Source organism: Bradyrhizobium sp. T-12 (assembly GCF_058314695.1).
Window position 1 is genome coordinate 4,600,026 of the sequence record NZ_CM177756.1, and the last position, 18,268, is coordinate 4,618,293.

Here is an 18,268-nt window from a genome sequence, read left to right on the forward strand (position 1 = left end):
CATGTACGACGTTCGATATTCCTATCTGCTCGAGCAATTCTCCGACCCCGCCCCGATCCTCGCCGAGATCGGCCGGCTGGTGGCGACCGGTGACTTCACCCTTGGCAAGCCCGTTGCCGAATTCGAGAAGCGCTTTGCCGAACTGATCGGCGTGCGCCACGCCATCGGCGTCGGATCGGGCACCGACGCGCTCAAGCTGCCGCTCAAGGCGCTCGGCATCGGTCATGGCGACGAGGTCATCACCGCCGCCAACACCTTCATCGCCACCGTCGGTGCCATCGCGGAAACCGGCGCGACGCCGGTGCTGGTCGATTGCGACGATTCCTTCTGCATGAATGTCGACCAGGTCGAGGCCGCGATCACTGCGAAGACCAAGGCGATCATGCCGGTGCAGTTGACCGGCGAAGTCACCGACATGGGCAAGCTGATGCCGATCGCGCAGCGTCACAATTTGCCCGTGGTCGAGGACGCCTGCCAGGGCATCCTGTCGGAGTTCGCGGGCAAGCGCTCCGGCACCCACGGCATCGCCGCCGGCTTCTCCCTGCATCCGCTGAAGAACCTCAACGTCTGGGGCGATGCCGGCGTCGTCGTCACCAACGATGACGGCATGAACGAGAAGCTTCGTCTCATCCGCAATCACGGCATGAAGAACCGCGACGAGATCGCGATCCTCGGCTGCAATTCGCGGCTCGATTCCTTGCAGGCCGTCGTCGGCAACTGGCTGATCGGCCAGACCAGCGAGATCACGCGGCGCCGGATCGAGAACGCCGCCTATTACGACGCGGGCCTTGCCGGCCTGCCTGGCCTGCGCGTTCCCGCGCGCCGGCCCAACGTGAAGCACGTCTACCACCTCTACATGGTGTTCGCCGAGCGCCGCGACGAGCTCTACAAATACTGCCTGGACAACGGCATCGAGGCCAAGATCCACTACCCGATCCCGCTGTATCAGCAGGAAGGCCTGAGGCATCTCGGCTACGCGCCCGGCACCTTCCCGGTCACCGACCGCCACGCCAAGGAGGTCATCAGCTTTCCCGTCGACCAGCACCTGACTCGTGCCCAGCAGGATCGCGTCATCGAGACCGTCAGGAAGTTCTGCCATGGACGCTGACACCGGCCGCCGGCGCATCGGTTACGTCAATCTTCCCGCGCAATTCGAGGAAGAGCGCGCCGAGATCATGCAGGCGGTCGAAGGCGTATTCCAGCGCGGCGACTTCATCGGCGGCGCGGCAGTCGGAAAGCTCGAAGAGGAATTGTCGGCCTATCTCGGCTCGCCCCATGTGGTGACGCTGAATTCCGGCACCGACGCACTGATCCTCGCCTTGCGCGCGCTCAACATCGGGCCCGGCGACGAGGTGATCACCCCGCCGAATTCGTTCGTGGCATCGACCGCCGCAATCATCGCGGTCGGCGCCACGCCTATCTTTGCGGATGTGCTGCCGGACCAGAACATCGATCCGGCTGCGGTCGAGGCCGCCGTCACGACGCGCACCAAGGCGATCATGCCGGTGCATCTGACCGGGCGCATGGCCGACATGAACCCGCTGATGGCGATCGCGGACAAGCACGCGCTCGCCGTGATCGAGGACAGCGCGCAAGCCGTCGGCTCGACCTATGACGGCCGCATGAGCGGCACCATCGGAACGTTCGGCTGCTTCTCCGCCCATCCGCTGAAGAATCTCAACGCTGCCGGCGACGCCGGATTCCTCGTCACTGCCGACGCCGACCTCGCCGCCAGGATCCGCCGGCTGCGCAATCACGGCCTGATCAACCGCAGCGACGTCCAGGAATGGGGCATCGTGTCACGGCTCGACACGGTGCAGGCCGAAGTGCTGCGCATCCGCCTGCGTCATCTGCCCTCGGTGATCGACCGCCGGCGGCGCAACGCCGCGCAATATCGCGCCGAGCTCGAAGGACTTCCTCTGTTCATTCCGCCCTGCCGCAACATCGAGTTCAACACCTTCCATACTTTCGTGGTGCAGACCGACCGCCGCAACGACTTCCAGAAATATCTCGCCGACAAGGGCATCGAGACCGCGATCCATTATCCGGTCCCGATCCACCTGCAGCCGGCCGCGGCGCATCTGGGGCACGGCCGCGGCGCGTTCCCCGTAACCGAGCGGCAGGCGAACCAGATCCTCACGCTTCCCATCAACCAGTTCCTGTCGGCCGCCGACATCAGTTACATCTGCGCGACCGCCCGGGAGTATTTTGCATGACGGATACGGACTTCCTTCAGGCCGATGAGCAGGCGCTGGCGCAGCGCTTCATCGACAACGGCTTCGTCACCACGCCGGCCGACGATCGCGCCGGGCTCGACCGCATCCAGCGGCGCGCCGCCGAGCTCGCGGCGGACTATCTGAAACTGCCGCACAGCAACGATCCCTACGCGATGCTGGACAGCATCCACACGCGCGTGAGCGTCGACGATCTCAATGGCCTGCGGCTGCATGTCTTCAACGGCCTGAACGCCGAACCATGGTTCCGGCCGACCTATTTCCGCCTCGCGCGCTCGACCATCGAGACCATCGTCGGCAACGAGCTCTGCATGCAGCGCCGCGTCAATCTCAGCATCCAGATGCCTGGCGACGATTCCTCGCTGCTCGCCACCCATTCCGATGTCTGGTCGGGCGACTCGCCGTTCGAGGTCGTGGTATGGGTGCCGCTGGTGGACGTCCACCGCACCAAAGCGATGTATCTGCTGCCGCCGTCGCTGAACGGCGACATGCAGGACAAGATGGCGTCCTTGCGCAGCGCCGAGGAGCTGTACAAGACGATCAAGCCGCACGCGACCTTCATCGAGATTCCCTACGGTCACGTGATGCTGTTCAACCAGACGCTGATGCACGGCAACCGCGTCAACGAAGAGCGCGGCACGCGGTGGAGCATGAACTGCCGCTTCAAGAGCATCATGTCGCCTTACGCGGACAAGCGCTTCGGCGAGTTCTTCGAACCGATCCTGCTGCGCCCGGCGACACGGGTCGGCATGCAATACAAGCTACCGGGAGGCTTCCATGGCTGAGCGAGCCGGCCATCGCGGCTATATCGGTGCCCGGCCGCTGAACGGCAGCCGCACCCCGCAGCACGTCCAGAACATCGTGATCCGCGACTACGCGCGGCGCAAGAACCTGCAGTTTCTGCTCAGCGCCGTCGAGCACATCATGCCCGGCAGCTACATGGTGCTCGAGGATATCCTAGACGAGCTGCCCCGCCTGAACGGCATGATCCTCTACAGCATCTTCATGCTGCCACCCGACGAGGCTCGCCGGCGGGAAATCTACGACCGCGTGCTGCGCGAAGGCTGCGACCTCCACGCCGCCGTCGAGGAGATCACGTTGTCGTCGCGGAAGGACATCCAGGCCGTCGAGGACATCCTGCTGGTCAATCAATACGCGACCATCCTGTGACGACGCCGCGAACGGGTTGACGATCATGGCCGAGGTCAACCTGCTCCAGCCGATGCACGCCTCGACCAGGCGGAACTACGTTCAGCGCGTGGTCGAGCACGACAAGGCGGAATCCGCCGCCGTGGCACGGCAATGGGGCCGCGACTATTGGGACGGCGATCGGCGCTACGGCTATGGCGGCTATCGCTATGACGGACGCTGGCGCCCGCTGGCCCAGACCCTGATCGATCGCTACGGCATCAAGCCCGGCATGAGCGTGCTCGACGTCGGCTGCGGCAAGGGTTATTTGCTCTACGAGTTCACCCAGCTCGTCCCCGACCTCACCATTGCCGGCATCGACATCTCCGACTACGGCATCGCCAATGCCAAGGAGGAGGTCCGGCCGCTTCTACAGGTCGGCAGCGCCGTCGAGCTCCCCTACCCCGATCACAGCTTCGATCTCGTGGTGTCGCTCGGCGTGCTGCACAACCTTCCGCTCGAGGACGTGTTCCGCGCGGTGCCCGAGATCGAACGCGTCGGACGCGGCACCTCGAAATATCTGATGGTGGAATCCTTCCGCAACGAGCGTGAGAAGGCCAATCTGCTCTACTGGCAGCTCACCTGCCTGAGCTTCCACGGCCCGGAGACTTGGGCGTGGATCTATGACAAATGCGGCTATCGGGGCGACCATGGGTTCATCTTCTTCGAATGAGGCGACGGGCCGGCGCCGGCCGGCCTCGCTGCGCGCGCAAAATCCCGAAGTCTATTATTCGGACGACGCCATCGTCACGGCGGATGACGCCACGATCGCCGAGCTCAAACGCATCGCCGCCGGCAACCCGCGTCTGCGCAGCCGGCTATGCACGCACCCCGACCCCTCGTCCGGCCTGCACGAGATGCTGATCGTGCATCATCGCGAGGCCTATGTGCGGCCCCACAAGCATTTTGGCAAACCCGAATCGTTTCACGTGATCGAGGGCACCGCACAGGTCGTGATCTTCGAGAACGACGGCCGCATTCGCGACGTACTCGAGATGGCGCCCTACGGCCAGGGCAAGCGCTGCTACTACCGGATGCCTGAACAGGTCTTCCACTCAATCCTGATCACATCGGAATGGCTGGTGTTCCACGAAACCACCGCCGGGCCGTTCGATCCCTCCGGCACGGCATTTCCCGATTGGGCACCCGACGGCAGTGACGCTGCCGCGGTGCAGGACTACGTCACAAGGATTGGCGCCCTCACCGCGGAACAGCTGGCGAGGCAAGGTTGAGAGCCGTGACCGCTCCGCTGGTCCCGATCACCTTCACATGACGGCGAGCTCGACTGGTGGAACGGGCTGACGATGCGACCTGGGAAGAAGACAATCATTGTCCTGACCAAATTCATGGTCTCCGCCGGCATCATCGTTCTGGTCGTGCGCGACCTGGATCTTTCGTCGCTCGAGGCGGACCTTCTCGCTGTCAAATTGCACATGCTCGCGCTGGCGATGGCGCTGCTGTTCGCGCAGACGTTCGTCCTATGCAACCGCTGGATTCTGATCCTCCGCGCGATCGGCGTGTCTCTGGATTGGGTGGCCGGATGGCGCATCGTTCTTGCCAGCGCCTGGTTCAATCAGGTGTTGCCCTCCGGCGGCGAAGCGGTCCGCATATGGATGTTGCGGCGGCATAGAATAAAGTGGTCGCAGACGTTGAGCAGCATTGTCGCAGATCGGTTCATCGGACTTCTGACCCTCGGCTTCCTCATCTTGCTGGGAATGCCGCTCTTGATTTCGCGCATCCATGACACCGTCCTGCTGTCCGCCGTCGCAGCGATCGTCGCTGCCGCATATTTCGGCGCAATTGTCCTCATGACGTTGGGCAGGTTGCCGGGCCGCATGACTGCCGTTCTTCCCGTCCGAATCATGCAGTTTGCGGCGCTTCTCGAAGCGCCGCTACTTGCCAGAGCCGGACGCAAAGCCTTGTTCAGTTCGGCCATTGTTGTTCACCTTCTGACCGTTACGGCTTCTTATACGCTCGCGATTGGCGTGGACGCCGGGTTGTCCGCACTCGACGCATTCGTCCTCGTGCCGCTGGTCATCATGGCAGCTGCCGTTCCGCTCTCGATCGGAGGATGGGGCATTCGCGAGGGGGCGATGGTCGGTGCGCTCGGGCTCGTCGGCATCGCATCCGACAAGGCGCTCGCGATATCGATCTTGCTCGGGCTCTGCAATCTCGTCGTCGGCTTCATCGGGGGCGCGGTGTGGCTGCTTGCACCGGAGCGTGCGACTTACGGCGCCGAACCGGATGACACCGCAACATCGCTCCGCCAGCGGTAATTGCGCGAATCTGTGGGGGACGTGCACCGCACGGAACTGCCGCGGTAACCGGAGAAGCCGGATGCCATTGATCAAAGACGACCGTGCTGAGGCGCGGAGCTGTTCCGGCGCTGGTGGCGCGGGAGGACAGGGCAAGTTAGGAATTGTGGCGCAGGCGGCGCCATTATATAGGCTTGAACCAGTTTGAGTCTCGCCCGGGGGCCATGTCCCCCCTGTTCTTCCTGCAAAGAGCCAGACCATTGACCGACCATTGCCGCCTTTGCCATTCGACCAACCTGCGTCCGGTCATCGACCTCGGACTGATGCCGATTGCGCATCGGCTTCGGCATAGCCGAAACGAGCAGGACGAGCGCTTCCCGTTCGAGGTGTTGGCCTGCGGCGATTGCGGCCTGCCCCAGATCGTCAAACCGATCGATCCCGAGATTTTGTACCGCCAGTTCAACTACAATTTCAGCAGCTGGAAGCCGGAGCCGCATCAGGCTGACGAGCTCGACACCATCGCGAAATTCTCCAAGCATCAGTCCGTGTTCGAGATCGGCTGCAATGACGGCCTGTTCATGGACAAGCTGCGCGAACGCGGCACCAAGGTCATGGTCGGCGTCGAGCCCAATCCGGTGTCGGGCAAGATCGCCCGCGAGCGCGGCATCAAGGTCTATGCCGACATGCTCAGTCCGGAGATGGCCCACGACGCAGTCGCTCAGTCCGGAAAGTTCGACCTCGTCATATCGCGTCAGGTGCTGGAGCACATCGTCGATTTCGAGAACTTCTTCGACTGCGTCAAGATCGCGCTCAGCGACGACGGGCTGTTGTTCATCGACGTGCCCGATTTCGCCCCCGGCTCGGCGGCGGGAGACCTCTCCGTCCTCTGGGAGGAGCATGTCAGCTATTTCACCGAACCGACCCTGCTCGCACTGCTGGCGCGCCACGGCTTCGAGGCGGTGTCCGTGAAAAAATACAATTTCAGCGGCGGCAGCCTTGCGATCGCAGCCCGCCGTGCCGCGGGCACGGTGACGGTGCCGCCTGCGCCGTCCGGCGTCGGCGAGAAATTCGGCCAACGCGCGAGAGAGTATGGCGCACGTCTCCGCCCGGTTCTCGCCAAAGCCCGCGCCAACGGCGCGGAGGTCGCCATCTACGGCGCCGGCTGCCGTGCCTGCACTTTCACGAACGCGCACGAGCTGGCGGATCTCGTCGACCTCTCGGTCGACGATCAGAAGGAGCGTCAAGGGCTGTTCCTGCCCGGCACCGGCATTCCGATTCGCTCACCGGAGGATCTCGCCGGCAAGTCGGGGCCACTCGTCTGTCTTCTCGCCGTGAACGAGGAAAACGAAGCCAAGGTCAGCAAGCGGCTGCGCGAAAATGTGAAGCGTCCGCTGCAGATCGTTTCGATCTTCGCGCCCTCCGACATCTGGAGTGAGCTCGATCGTCTCGAGGCGGCGCTAAGGTCGTAGCATGGCTGAGGACAAGCTCTTCAACTATTACGAACGTCAGGACGTCTTGCCGACGTTCGGGAATTTCAAGTCCTCCACCGAGCTCGAAGCCTACGCGAGCCAGCGGCGCGAACTGTTCTCGGACAAGCTGGCGTTGCCGCCGCGGCTGTTCCGCAATGCCGAGGTGCTCGAGTTCGGCCCCGATTCCGGCGAGAATGCGCTGGTGTTTGCCGGCTGGGGCGCGAACATGACGCTCGCCGAGCCGAACCGGCATGCCCACCCCAAGATCGAGGCCTACTTCGCGCATTTCGGCCTGACCGAGCGTCTCCGCGAGCTCGCCCTGGCGGATGTCGAAGGCTTCCGCAGCGATCGCCGCTTCGACATCATCGATGCCGAAGGCTTCATCTACACCGTGCAGCCGAGCGAAAAATGGCTCGGCATCTTCCACCGCCTGCTCAATCCCGACGGTTACGCCGTCGTGTCCTATTACGAGCGCTACGGCGGCTTCTTCGAGCTCGCGCTCAAGGCGATCCATGCGGCCGGCAAGGCATTGACCGGTCGCCCCGCGCTGGAGACGGCGAAGATGCTGTTCGACGCGAAGTGGAACAGCATCCCGCACACCCGCAGCTTCGAATCCTGGCTGATGGACGTGCTGGAAAATCCGTTCGTCAGGTATCGCTACTTCCTCGACGCGGCCGCCCTGTGCGCGGCGGCGCATGAACAAGGTTTCGACATCCATTCGGCATGGCCCGCCTACCGCGACAGCCTGGACATCTACTGGCACAAGAAGGTCCTGTCCGGTGACGAGAAGCTGCATCGCGCGAGGCGCCATCTCGACCGCAGCCGCCTGAGTTTCCTCGGCGGGCGAAAGCTGTATCTGGTCGGCACGTCCGATGCCGTGCAGGCAATCTCCGCGTCGATCGAGGCGCTGGTGCTCGACGTCGATGGGATGATCGACGATCCCTTCGGCGAGAGCCTGCCGCGCGTGGTCGCGGGCCTCGCGTCCCTGCGCGAGACGATCCGCACCGCAGACGTACTCGCCGACGACGCTGCGGACATCGAAGCCATCACGGCAACGCTCGACAGTTTCCATCGCATCTTTGGCGCGATCGGGCGACGCGATGCGTCCGCGGTCACCGCCCTCACCCAGTCGGATCCGGCGTTCATCAACACATGGGGACAGCCGGCGCATTTTCTCGTCGTCCGGAAGCGTCTCGAGGGATCGTAGCCAGTGAAGCCAGGCATTGGCATCATCGGAACGGGCATGGTCGGCCAGATGTGCCACCTCGCCAATTTCGCTGCCAATCCCGCTTGCCGCGTCGTCGCGATCGCCGATCTTCGGCCGGACCTCGCTGCCGCCGCAGCGCAGAAGTTCGGCATCCCCAAGGTTTACGGCACGCACCGGGAGCTGCTCGCCGACAGCGCGGTGTCCGCCGTCGTCGTCGTGACCAAGCGTCGTGCCACGGGCCCGATCGTGCTGGAGGCGTTGAACAGCGGCCGGCACGTGCTGTCGGAGAAGCCGATGGCCTACACGACGGCCCAGGCCATTTCGCTGGTCGAAGCCGCGCGGCGGCAACACCTCGTCTACGGCATCGGCTACATGAAGCGTCACGATGCCGGTGTGGCACGGGCGCGGCAAGTGCTGGCACGCCTGCGTAGCGACCAGTCACTCGGACGCATCGTCCGGGCCACAGGCTGGTGCTTCGGCGGCGACACCGGCCGGTCGCAGGACAATTTCGTGATGACCGGCGAAGCGCGGCCGGACGGGCTCGAGCTCTGGCAGGATGGCCCCGACTGGATGCCGAGCACGATGCGTCCCGGCTACGACAATTTTCTGAACGTCTTCAGCCATGTCATCAATCTCTCGCGCGACCTGCTCGGATCGTCGCCGACGGTCGGCGAAAGCACGATCGAGACTTCGGGAGCCGCGCGCATCACGCTCGACTTCGACGGCATTGCCTGCGCGCTGGATCTCGTGAACGGCTCTGAAGGAGCCTGGCGCGAGGGACTGACGATCAATTTCGAGCGCGGCGCGGTGACCTTGGAGTTGCCCCCACCCTTTGCCGAGCAAGAGGCAGAGGTCATTATCGACCATGATGGTCAAAGCACGCGCTTGACGGGTGAAACGAGCTGGGCATTTCGGCGCCAGGCCGACGCCTTCGTTTCCGATGTCGCCGCGCTGAGCACACCGCTCGCTTCCGGCGAGGATTCGGTGATCGATATCGCGCTCGCGGAAACAGTCTGGAAGCGGCTGGCTAGCGGCTAGGCTCAGCACTCTTGCTTGCACCATCGAGCGGCAGGATGCCGGGGATCGGACCCACCTTGATCGTGACCTGCGCAAGTCGAGACAGGAACTCTGCAACATCGCAGCGCGCCAGCAACCGGCATGCATAGTACTTCCGCACCAAAGCCTGGTTTGGCGCGGCGCCAGGGCCCGGTTGGAACGAGATCGTCGCCTGCGGCCCCGACGGATCGAAATGATGGAATGCACTTCCTGGTGCCGTCCGCGCCTCCTCCATTTTCCGCAGGATGTCGGGCCGCTCGGCACGCAGTGCAAATCCGAAGAATGGCTGATTGCCCCAGGCAAGGCGCAGCATGCCGGTGACCTCGGCAAGGCCGAACAGCATGTGCCGGGACTTGGAGTCGAAAAAGCCGTCGTCGAGCGCATAAACCGTCGCCGCCGGCTGGACCCTGGCGGCAAGGTCGCGCGCCAGCGCCTCCTGCTTCAGCGCTCTCGCCTGCATGAAGAGGTAGCCGCTCCACAGCATGCTGATCGACGTGATCAGGCCCAATCCGAACAGGAGCGCGAACGCGGCGGTGGGACCGGTCAAACGTTCGAGCAGCCGCTTCAATGCAAGGAGCGTCAGCGCAAACGGCACACCGAACATCAGCAGATGACGGCTTTCGTAGAAATGAGTGGACAACGGCCGGAGGCCGGCGATCAGATAGGGAGACGACAACGCCAGGAACAGAACCACGGCGAGCACCAGCGGCAAGACGGTCGCTATTGCGGACGTGGCCCGCTTCGGGTCGGGACGCAGCAGCAGGACGATGGCGACGAGCACCGCCGCTGGAATGAAGAAGGCAGGGACCTCCGTCGCCACGCTGAACGCATGCTCCCCGACGTCCCAATAGCCGGCGGCGAAAAACGCACCCCATCCGCCTGCCATTTCGCCAAACGTCGGCAGATGGGCGTCATAGTGCTGGGTGTACACGCCGATCCGCTTGAACCAGATATTGAGCACGCCCCAATAGATCAGAGGAAGCACCGCCAATTCCGGATAGCGCAGGGCGCAGCGCCAGCAAGCGAGCCATGTGCGGCGCACGAAGCCGTCCGCCGCGCTCCCCTCCCGCCATATCGCGACGAACAGGCCGAGCACAACGAAGGCATAGAGCACGATCGTCGAGTTGAGTGCGAAGCTCAGCAGGAACACGAGCGCACAGGCCACGCGAAGCAGCACCCGCCGCAGGCCGTGAGCGCCGAAGGCCAGCGTCAACAGCCATGCACCGATGAACAGCAGCCCGAAGCTGAAGACATAGACCGCGTTCGCCTTGCCCGCCCAAAGCTGATAGCCGGGATAAGTCCAGACGATCAGCGCGAAACCGACCGCCTCGGCGCGGTCGAGCAGGCCGAGGCGCGTCGCGGTCAGTGCGAGCGATATGGCGCCAAACACAATTCCGGCGAGCGCCAGCGATACCATCACGACAACCGGGGCGCCCGTCCAGTTCGCGAACGTGTCGTAGCTGTAGAAGATCGGGTGACCGGCGCCATTCAGCAGGAAGTCGATGTCGATGAAATAGTCCGGACGGGGCTTGAGCACCAGCCAGTCGTCCATGAAGAGACCGTCGTTCAGGAGCATCGGCGCATGCGCAGCCAGCAACACGATGAGGAGGACGACGATCGCACGCAGCAATGGGGACATCTCGGACGGAGGAAGGGCGCGGGCTTAGGATTCGCACGGCCAACTGACGTCCGCAAGGGCGGGATGACGGGCTCCCTTGACCGAAAAAATACGACCTCCTATAGACTTTTGCTGTGGCTAGGCCTGAGAGGCATCCGGGACGATGAACATGCTACCGGGCCCGGCGCAAGCCGCAGCGATTGGTCTCAGTGTCGCGTTGCCGTTGCTGTTGCTGTGCTACGCGCGCATTGCCGCCACCGGCGGATCCGGCCGCCGCTTCCGGCTCGGCTGCCTCAGCGTCATGGTCCTCTACGCAATCGCCTGCATCGCGCTCCCCGGCGAGCGCCATCTCGCCGACATGCTCGGCGGCCTGTTTCTGTTGGCGACGGCGATGATGCTTTGGTACATCCTGTTCAGCCTGCTGGCCTGGGGCTTTACGCTGACGCTGCTCACCGCGCTCGTCCAGGCCGGGCATCCCCTCACTCTGGAGCAATGGGCCGTCGCCTACATGCAGGGCGGAGATCTCGGCACCTTCACGCACAACCGCCTGAAATTGCTGGTCCGCGCGGGGATGGTGATCACGGCAGACAGCAAGCTGGCTCCGACGGCCAAGGGGTTGGCTGTCGCGCGTCTCGTCAAACTCGTTCGTCTGTCGACCGGGCTTGGGTGAGCGGCTGTGATGTCCTTCGCTATCGGCCTCGCCGCCGCCGTCGCCTTCGCCCTGCTGGCGCCTGTCCTGCAACTCATGGCCCGCGCTCGCGGATGGACGATTGGACCCGTGGTCCTGCTCGCGATCGCTGCGATCGTCACCCATGGTCTCGGCGTGACGCTCGGAATTTTCGTCGTTGCGCAATTTCAGTATTGGGACGCCGCGTCGATTTTCGGGTTTTGCGTCATGGCGTACGTCTTCGCTTTTGGCGCAGTGTACAAGTCGGTTTCCTTGGACATTCTCCTCGGCGTCGTCGACCGGCCCGAGCGGCGAGCTCCGCTTTCGGAGATCGTTGAACAGCAGGTTCCAGATCTGTTCCAGGGACGAATTCGGAACCTGGTCGATGGCGGCTTGGTCGAGCGCACCGGTTCACACTTCGCGGCGACGACAGCGGGCCGGACGATGGCGCGCCGCGTCGGGCAGCTGCGCCGGGCCTTCGGCATTGGCGACACCAGCCTCTATGATTTTCCCGACTAGTTGCGCGGAACACACAGATATCCCCGGTTTCGTGCCGGTTGTGCGGATCCGATCTGCGGACGCCTTGTTGTTCGCTCGGCCCGGATGACCTACAGTTGCACCAGGGTTCCACCAGTCAGGAGTGGCCGGCAACGGGCGGCATAGGATGACACCTTCCAGGGCAGCGAAGAGGCTTACGATCGTCATCCCTGCTCTGAACGAGCAGGACAAGATCGCCGACACCATTGGCGGGGTGCTGCCGCTTGCCCGCGAGCTGCTCGACGACTTCGAAATTTTCCTGATCGACGACGGCAGCACCGATGCCACCGGCGCGATCATGGACGAGTTCGCGGCCGGCGAACCGCGCATCATCGTGCAACACAACGCCGAGCGGCGCGGCGTCGGAGCCGGCTTCGAATACGCGCTCTCGCGCGCGAAATTCGATGCCATCACGCTCATTCCCGGCGATCATGCCTTCCAGAACGAAGGCGTTGCCCGCATGTTCAAGGCGGCGGGCGCCGCCGACCTCGTCATCACCTATCGCGACAACCAGTCGGACCGCTCCGTCAACCGCTCGCTGCAGTCGCATTCGCTGCGGTTCATCCTGAATTACCTGTTCGGCTTCTGGCTGTCCGACTACCACAGCATGATCGTCTACCCCGTGAAATGGCTGCGCCAGATCGCGGTGAAGGCCGACGGCTACGGTTATCAGATCTGTGCGTTGGTCTCGCTGCTCCAGCTCGGCCTCACCTACGTGCAGGTGCCTGTCAGCCTGAACGCGGAGCTGAAGGGGTCATCCCGTGCCCTGCGGCTGCGCACCTATTTCGAGCTCGGCGGCACCATCGTCTCGCTGCTGCGCCGCGTTCCCATCCGGAACGTCGATCTCAGCCAGGTTTCCAGCGACGCAGAGCGTGTTCAGGCGCGCTAGGCAAGGCCTCTTGGGGCTTGGCACTGGACAGCGGGCGTCGCAGGCCGGCGCATGGCGATTCGCCTCAGGGACGTCCCTATCCCCCCAGCACTGATCTAAGTCGTTGATTTAGCTGGCAGGAGTGGCAGGGCTCGAACCTGCGACCCCCGGTTTTGGAGACCGGTGCTCTACCAATTGAGCTACACTCCTACAGACCCTGCGTCGCCGCTTCGGATCAGGCCGCTTTCAAGCACAGGGGGCGGCCGGATTGCAAGGGTGAACCGCGCCGGCTTCGCTTGTTTGTGCTGGGGTTTCTGGGCCACAGTCGCTTTCCGACAATGAAAAACAATTGGGAGCGCCCATGACCGCCACAGCGACCGCTTCAGCCGGCCCACAGGCCTCGATCGGGCCCCACACCCCGCCCCTGCCGGAGGGCCGCCCGGAGACGCTCGGGCTGTCGAGGCCGCGCCTGCAGGCCATGTCGGACGCCTTTAAGCGCGAGATCGACAAGGGAACCGTTCCCGGGGTCACCGTGCTGGTGGCGCGTCGCGGCCAGGTCGGCTGGTTCGAGGCGCTCGGCCGGCAGAGCCCGGCGGCGGCAGTCTCGATGGCCCGTGATTCGATCTTCCGGATCTTCTCGATGACCAAGCCGATCGTGTCGGTCGCAATCATGGCGCTGGTCGAGGACGGCCACCTGCTGCTCGGCGATCCCGTCGCAAAGTTCATCCCGGAATTTGGCGGTCAGCAGGTCGGCATCGTCAAGGACGGCAAGCTGGAGCTGGTGCCGCCGGCGCGGCCGATGAGCGTGCAGGACCTGCTCCGCCACACCTCGGGCCTGACCTACGAGCACCAGGGCGACGGCCCCGTGCACAAGCTCTATCAGGAGTCCCGCGTCCGCAGCCGCAAGATCAGCAACGCCGAGCATGCCGCGCTGGTGGCGAGCTTCCCGCTGGTCTGCCAGCCCGGCGCGGAATTCAACTACAGCCGCTCCACCGACATCCTCGGTCGCATCATCGAAATCGTCAGCGGCAAGTCGCTCGGCGCATTCCTGAGCGAGCGCGTGCTTGCCCCGCTGCAGATGACCGAGACCGGCTTCTCGACCTCCGAGGCCAATGCGGGCCGGCTCGCCGGGCCGTTCGCAGCCGATCCCTGGACCGGCGACAAGGTCGCGCTGTTCAACATGCTCGAGCAGCCGGTGATGGAGTCCGGCGGCGGCGGCCTGGTCTCGACCACGATGGACTATGCCCGCTTCTGCCTGATGCTGCGCAACGGCGGCACGCTCGACGGTGTCAGGATCATCGGCCGCAAGACGCTGGAGCTGATGGCGTCTGATCACCTCGGGCCGCACGTTCAGACTAACGGCACCCTGCTCTCGCCCGGCCACGGTTTTGGTCTCGGCTTCGCCGTGCGCCGCGAGGCCGGCATCGCGCCCTTCCCCGGTAGCGTCGGCAACTATTTCTGGAGCGGCATCGCCGGCACCTTCTTCTGGATCGACCCGAAGGAGGATTTGTTCGCGGTGTTCATGAGCCAGGCGCCGGGCCAGCGCGACTACACGCGGACGCTGGTGAGGGATCTGGTCTACGCGGCGGTGGAGTGAGACTCTACGCTTACGCGCAACGCTGCATCTCCACGCTCACTGTCATGCCCCCGGCTTGACCGGGGCATCCAGTACGCCGCGGCGGATGTTCGTTCACACAATTACGGCCGCGGAGTACTGGATCGCCCGCCTTCGCGGGCGATGACACCGATGTTGGAGCGACGTCGTCGCCCTCTCCCGCTTTAAGACTCTCAGCTGATCGTCGCGCCGCCGTCGATCACCATGGTCTGGCCGGTCATGAAGTCGCCGGCCTTCGATCCCAGGAAAACCGCCGCGCCCGCGATCTCGTCGGGGATGCCGATGCGCAGCAGCGGCGAGCGCGCGGTCGAGGCTTTCAGGTTCTCCGGATTGTCCCACAGCGCCTTGGCAAAGTCGGTCTTGATCAGGCCGGGCGCGATGCAGTTCACGCGGATGTTGTGCTTGCCGTATTCGCAGGCGAGGTTGCGCGCAAGCTGCATGTCGGCGGCTTTCGAGATCGCGTAGGCGCCGAGGATGGTCGAGCCTTTCAATCCGCCGATCGAGGAGACGATGATGACGGAGCCGTCCTTGCGCTCGATCATCTGCGGCACCACCATCGAGATCAGCCAGTTGTTGGCGACGATGTTGTTGTCGAGGATCTTCCTGAACTGATCGTCGGAGATGCCGGCGAGCGGACCGTAATACGGGTTCGAGGCGGCATTGCAGACCAGCACGTCGATCTTGCCGAAAGCGCGGTTGCTCTCATCGACGAGGTTTTGCAGATTCTCCTTCGACGAGATGTTGGCGGCAATCGCGACGGCAGTGCCCTTGCCGAACTTGTCGTTGATGCCCTTTGCCACCTGCTCGCAGACGTCGGCTTTGCGCGAGGAGATCACGACCTTGGCGCCGTGCTCGGCCATGCGTTCGGCAATGGCCAGCCCGATGCCGCGCGTCGATCCCGTGATAACGGCGACTTTCCCCTTCATGTCGAACAAGGTCATGTGTTCCTCCCAGATTGATGTTCTTGTCACATCGAGATTTCGGGTTCGATGCTTCGCATCGCCCCGGAATGACAGCTTGGCTTACGCCAGCTTCTTGACTTCCGGCCCCGCCGGCTGATGCATCGCCGCGTGCGCGTCATCGGCGATCCAGGGCTGCTGGTTCACCATCGGAAGCCGCCAGACCGTGCGCTCGGGACTTGCGAAATGATCGAGCCGGGTCACGGAGCAATTGTCGATGTCGAACGACAGTCCCCGCTCCGGCTGACCGTCGAGCGCGAGCCCCAGCGCCGCCTTGATGGTGCCGCCATGGGCGACCGCGATGATGTCCTGCCCGGCCGCCTCGTTGTTGATGCGTTCGACGGTGCGGCGCGTGCGGTTGTAGAGATCCATGAAGCTTTCGCCGCCGGGCGCGGGCTCGTTGATGTCCGCGAACCAGCTGGCGCCGACGGGACGGCTGGCGATGAACTCGACCCGGTTCATGCCCTGCCAGCGGCCGAGATTCTGTTCGGCAAGGTCCGCCTCCCATTTCATCGACGCAGGCCGCGGGAAGCCCGCCTCCCAGATCGCTTCGGCGGTCTGGTGCGTACGCTTCAGATTGCTCGAATACCACACCGCCTTGCGTGGCAGCACCTTGGCAACAGCGTTGAACACATAGGTGTCGCTGGTGTCGCAGGCGATGTCGCTCTGTCCGTAGATGTTGCCGCCGTCATTGCGCACCGGCGCGTGGCGGACCCACCACCATCGCGTGACGACCACATTGGGCTTGTCTGCATCCGCCATCGAAACCCTTCCATCCCGTTTGATGTCGCTGTACGTCAGGTGTGAACGTGTCTCAAGACACTTTACCGTTTGAAATCTTGTTTGAAATTCCGTCGCGCGGCAAGCGTCGCGCGAGGCACCACAGGGAGAAGCGCATGGGCCGCCTGCAAGGCAAATCCGTCATCATCACCGGCGCCGGCAGCGGCATCGGTCGTGCCGCCGCACTGCTGTTCACCCGGGAGGGCGCCAAGCTCATCGCGGTCGATCGCAGCGAGGCGGTGAAGGAGACCGTCGACGAGATCAAGAAGGCCGGCGGCGTCGCGGAAGCCATGATCGCCGACGCGGGTTCCGAGACTGACGTCATCGCCGTCATCGACAAGGCGGTGAAGGCCCACGGCCGGCTCGACGTGATCTGGGCCAATGCCGGCGTCTCCGGCGGGCTCATCCCACTCGGCGAGCAGACCGTGGAGCATTGGCAGGAGGTGTTGCGCGTCAATCTGATCGGGCCGTTCCTCGCCGTGAAGCATGCGATGCCGCACATGGTGAAGCAGAAGTCCGGCGCGATCGTGCTGACCGCATCCGTCGCGGGCCTCAAGGCCGGCGCCAGCGGACATCCGTATGCGGCGAGCAAGGCGGGCGTGATCAGCCTGGTGCAGACCACGGCGTATTCGCTCACCGGCACCGGCGTGCGCATCAACGCGGTGTGCCCGGGCCTGATCGAGACCGGCATGACCAAGCCGATCTTCGACCGCGCCAAGGAGCGCGGCACGCAGGGCAAGATCGGCCAGCTCAACCCGCTTCAGCGCCCCGGCCAACCGCACGAACTCGCGGCGATGGGCTTGTTTTTGGCGAGCGATGAGGCGTCGTATGTCAACGGTCAGGCATTCCCGGTGGACGGCGGGCTGACGGCGTCGATGCCGTATACGGGCAAGCCGGTTTGACCCTGCCGTGTCCCGGACGCGACGCAGCGCGCAAGCGTTGCGGCGCAGAGTCGGGACCCAGCAGGCTGCACGGCCCGCTGCCACCTGGGCCCCTGCTCTGCAGCGCATCGTCGAAGGGACGCTGCGCTGCGTCCGGGGCGCGAGAGCGGTGGTGAATGACTGACATGGGACGACTGACATGGGATCGCGTCCTCGCGGCGCATCTCGCCCGAGCTTTGCTTCGTTGCCTTGCCCTCGATCGAACAAGGGCGCAGGGAAGGCCGGGAGCCGGTTGGCTCCCGTGGACCGCCATGCCAAAAGCAGACTGCGTGTGCTGCTGCATAGCGGAGAACAGGGCAACCGGAGACATCCCGGCCTTCCCTGCGCAGTGGTTGGAACGGCTTATGTCGCGCTCTCCTCGGGAGCGTTGCACTATTGCCCCGTCGCCTTGCGGATGGCTGATGTGTGGCCCGGTCGGGCCGCACTTCACCACAAGACTTGACGCCAGACTGCGGGCGCCAGGACCACACGATTTTGCCGTACGCTGATCACACCGGTCGTGTGCGCGACGGCTCTGCTCACGGTTGCCCGCCCTGCAAGAGCCCTTCGCGCCGGTATCATCAGCGCCCACCGCCGCCCGGCCCGCGTTCGTGACGATCGCGATACGCCCCTTGTGCTTGGGCCGGGTTGCCGCGATGGATACGCCATTCCCGAATTTCGGTAAAGCGGAATATTTTTGCCAGCGCGGATTGACCGATGGCTCGGGTGTTTTGCCCGACGGGCAACGCAAGGGATTGTGGTTCTCCCTCGTCATTCCGGCGCGCGACGAAGGCGCGAGCCCGGAATCCATTTTCGCAGCGTGTGATGTGGGCCGATGAATTCCTGGCTCGATGCTGCGCATCGCCCCGGAATGACGGTGTGCGATGTTGATTTG

19 protein-coding genes and 1 tRNA gene are annotated in these 18,268 nt (G+C 64.2%); 16 read left to right on the plus strand and 4 right to left on the minus strand.

What is annotated here, in order from left to right:
• Position 1 precedes the first annotated feature (1 nt).
• The 10 genes from AC0WRY_RS21865 (at position 2) to AC0WRY_RS21910 (ending at position 9,391) form a co-directional block, all read left to right on the plus strand.
• Positions 2-1,108: a DegT/DnrJ/EryC1/StrS family aminotransferase gene (locus AC0WRY_RS21865; protein ID WP_194402808.1), complete on the plus strand. Its 1,107-nt coding sequence runs from the start codon at positions 2-4 to the stop codon at positions 1,106-1,108.
• Positions 1,098-2,216, plus strand: coding sequence for a DegT/DnrJ/EryC1/StrS family aminotransferase (locus AC0WRY_RS21870; protein ID WP_194402809.1), 1,119 nt, complete (start codon positions 1,098-1,100; stop codon positions 2,214-2,216). The genes AC0WRY_RS21865 and AC0WRY_RS21870 overlap by 11 nt, the downstream gene beginning before the upstream one ends.
• Positions 2,213-3,019 (plus strand): sporadic carbohydrate cluster 2OG-Fe(II) oxygenase, encoded by an 807-nt coding sequence (locus AC0WRY_RS21875; RefSeq protein WP_194402810.1) that lies wholly within the window; start codon positions 2,213-2,215, stop codon positions 3,017-3,019. Before AC0WRY_RS21870 ends, AC0WRY_RS21875 begins: the two co-directional genes overlap by 4 nt.
• Positions 3,012-3,404 carry an LIC12192 family sporadic carbohydrate cluster protein gene (locus AC0WRY_RS21880; protein WP_194402811.1) on the plus strand — a complete coding sequence of 131 codons (393 nt, stop codon included), beginning with the start codon at positions 3,012-3,014 and terminating at the stop codon, positions 3,402-3,404. The genes AC0WRY_RS21875 and AC0WRY_RS21880 overlap by 8 nt, the downstream gene beginning before the upstream one ends.
• A gap of 25 nt (positions 3,405-3,429) precedes the next feature.
• Entirely contained in the window at positions 3,430-4,095 is a 666-nt protein-coding gene (locus AC0WRY_RS21885; protein ID WP_194402812.1) for a class I SAM-dependent methyltransferase, read from the plus strand.
• Positions 4,073-4,654 (plus strand): WbuC family cupin fold metalloprotein, encoded by a 582-nt coding sequence (locus AC0WRY_RS21890; protein WP_194402813.1) that lies wholly within the window; start codon positions 4,073-4,075, stop codon positions 4,652-4,654. The genes AC0WRY_RS21885 and AC0WRY_RS21890 overlap by 23 nt, the downstream gene beginning before the upstream one ends.
• Before the next feature lie 114 nt (positions 4,655-4,768).
• Entirely contained in the window at positions 4,769-5,698 is a 930-nt protein-coding gene (locus AC0WRY_RS21895; RefSeq protein WP_246776290.1) for a lysylphosphatidylglycerol synthase transmembrane domain-containing protein, read from the plus strand.
• A gap of 239 nt (positions 5,699-5,937) precedes the next feature.
• Positions 5,938-7,146, plus strand: a complete 1,209-nt coding sequence (locus AC0WRY_RS21900; protein WP_194402815.1) for a class I SAM-dependent methyltransferase — start codon at positions 5,938-5,940, stop codon at positions 7,144-7,146.
• A 1-nt stretch (position 7,147) separates the two neighbouring features.
• Complete coding sequence (locus tag AC0WRY_RS21905) at positions 7,148-8,353, plus strand: class I SAM-dependent methyltransferase (RefSeq protein ID WP_194402816.1); 1,206 nt, start codon at positions 7,148-7,150, stop codon at positions 8,351-8,353.
• 3 nt (positions 8,354-8,356) lie between these two features.
• Positions 8,357-9,391 (plus strand): Gfo/Idh/MocA family protein, encoded by a 1,035-nt coding sequence (locus AC0WRY_RS21910; RefSeq protein ID WP_194402817.1) that lies wholly within the window; start codon positions 8,357-8,359, stop codon positions 9,389-9,391.
• Here the strand turns inward: AC0WRY_RS21910 and AC0WRY_RS21915 are convergent.
• Positions 9,381-11,048, minus strand: a complete 1,668-nt coding sequence (locus tag AC0WRY_RS21915; protein ID WP_194402818.1) for a hypothetical protein — start codon at positions 11,046-11,048, stop codon at positions 9,381-9,383. The genes AC0WRY_RS21910 and AC0WRY_RS21915 overlap by 11 nt on opposite strands.
• A gap of 142 nt (positions 11,049-11,190) precedes the next feature.
• On the opposite strand from AC0WRY_RS21915, the gene AC0WRY_RS21920 reads away from it, so the two are divergent.
• The 3 genes from AC0WRY_RS21920 (at position 11,191) to AC0WRY_RS21930 (ending at position 13,120) form a co-directional block, all read left to right on the plus strand.
• Positions 11,191-11,697 carry a hypothetical protein gene (locus tag AC0WRY_RS21920; RefSeq protein ID WP_194402819.1) on the plus strand — a complete coding sequence of 169 codons (507 nt, stop codon included), beginning with the start codon at positions 11,191-11,193 and terminating at the stop codon, positions 11,695-11,697.
• 9 nt (positions 11,698-11,706) lie between these two features.
• A complete protein-coding gene (locus AC0WRY_RS21925) occupies positions 11,707-12,213 on the plus strand; it encodes a hypothetical protein (RefSeq protein ID WP_194402820.1) in 507 nt (168 codons plus the stop codon).
• A 145-nt stretch (positions 12,214-12,358) separates the two neighbouring features.
• Positions 12,359-13,120 (plus strand): glycosyltransferase family 2 protein, encoded by a 762-nt coding sequence (locus AC0WRY_RS21930; protein WP_194402821.1) that lies wholly within the window; start codon positions 12,359-12,361, stop codon positions 13,118-13,120.
• A 113-nt stretch (positions 13,121-13,233) separates the two neighbouring features.
• Here AC0WRY_RS21930 and AC0WRY_RS21935 read toward each other — a convergent pair.
• Positions 13,234-13,309, minus strand: a tRNA-Trp gene (locus tag AC0WRY_RS21935).
• Between the two features lie 151 nt (positions 13,310-13,460).
• Here AC0WRY_RS21935 and AC0WRY_RS21940 point away from each other — a divergent pair.
• Entirely contained in the window at positions 13,461-14,696 is a 1,236-nt protein-coding gene (locus tag AC0WRY_RS21940) for a serine hydrolase domain-containing protein (protein ID WP_194402822.1), read from the plus strand.
• 191 nt (positions 14,697-14,887) lie between these two features.
• Here the strand turns inward: AC0WRY_RS21940 and AC0WRY_RS21945 are convergent, their stop codons facing one another.
• Together AC0WRY_RS21945 and AC0WRY_RS21950 are read right to left on the minus strand one after the other, a co-directional pair.
• On the minus strand, positions 14,888-15,655 hold the full coding sequence (locus AC0WRY_RS21945; protein ID WP_097658708.1) for an SDR family NAD(P)-dependent oxidoreductase: 768 nt from the start codon (positions 15,653-15,655) through the stop codon (positions 14,888-14,890).
• A gap of 81 nt (positions 15,656-15,736) precedes the next feature.
• On the minus strand, positions 15,737-16,435 hold the full coding sequence (locus AC0WRY_RS21950; protein WP_194402823.1) for a histidine phosphatase family protein: 699 nt from the start codon (positions 16,433-16,435) through the stop codon (positions 15,737-15,739).
• A gap of 134 nt (positions 16,436-16,569) precedes the next feature.
• Between AC0WRY_RS21950 and AC0WRY_RS21955 the strand changes: the two genes are divergently transcribed.
• Both AC0WRY_RS21955 and AC0WRY_RS21960 read left to right on the plus strand, forming a co-directional pair.
• Positions 16,570-17,355 (plus strand): SDR family NAD(P)-dependent oxidoreductase, encoded by a 786-nt coding sequence (locus AC0WRY_RS21955; protein ID WP_194402824.1) that lies wholly within the window; start codon positions 16,570-16,572, stop codon positions 17,353-17,355.
• Between the two features lie 674 nt (positions 17,356-18,029).
• Positions 18,030-18,212 (plus strand): hypothetical protein, encoded by a 183-nt coding sequence (locus tag AC0WRY_RS21960; RefSeq protein WP_194402825.1) that lies wholly within the window; start codon positions 18,030-18,032, stop codon positions 18,210-18,212.
• The last annotated feature ends 56 nt before the right edge of the window (positions 18,213-18,268 follow it).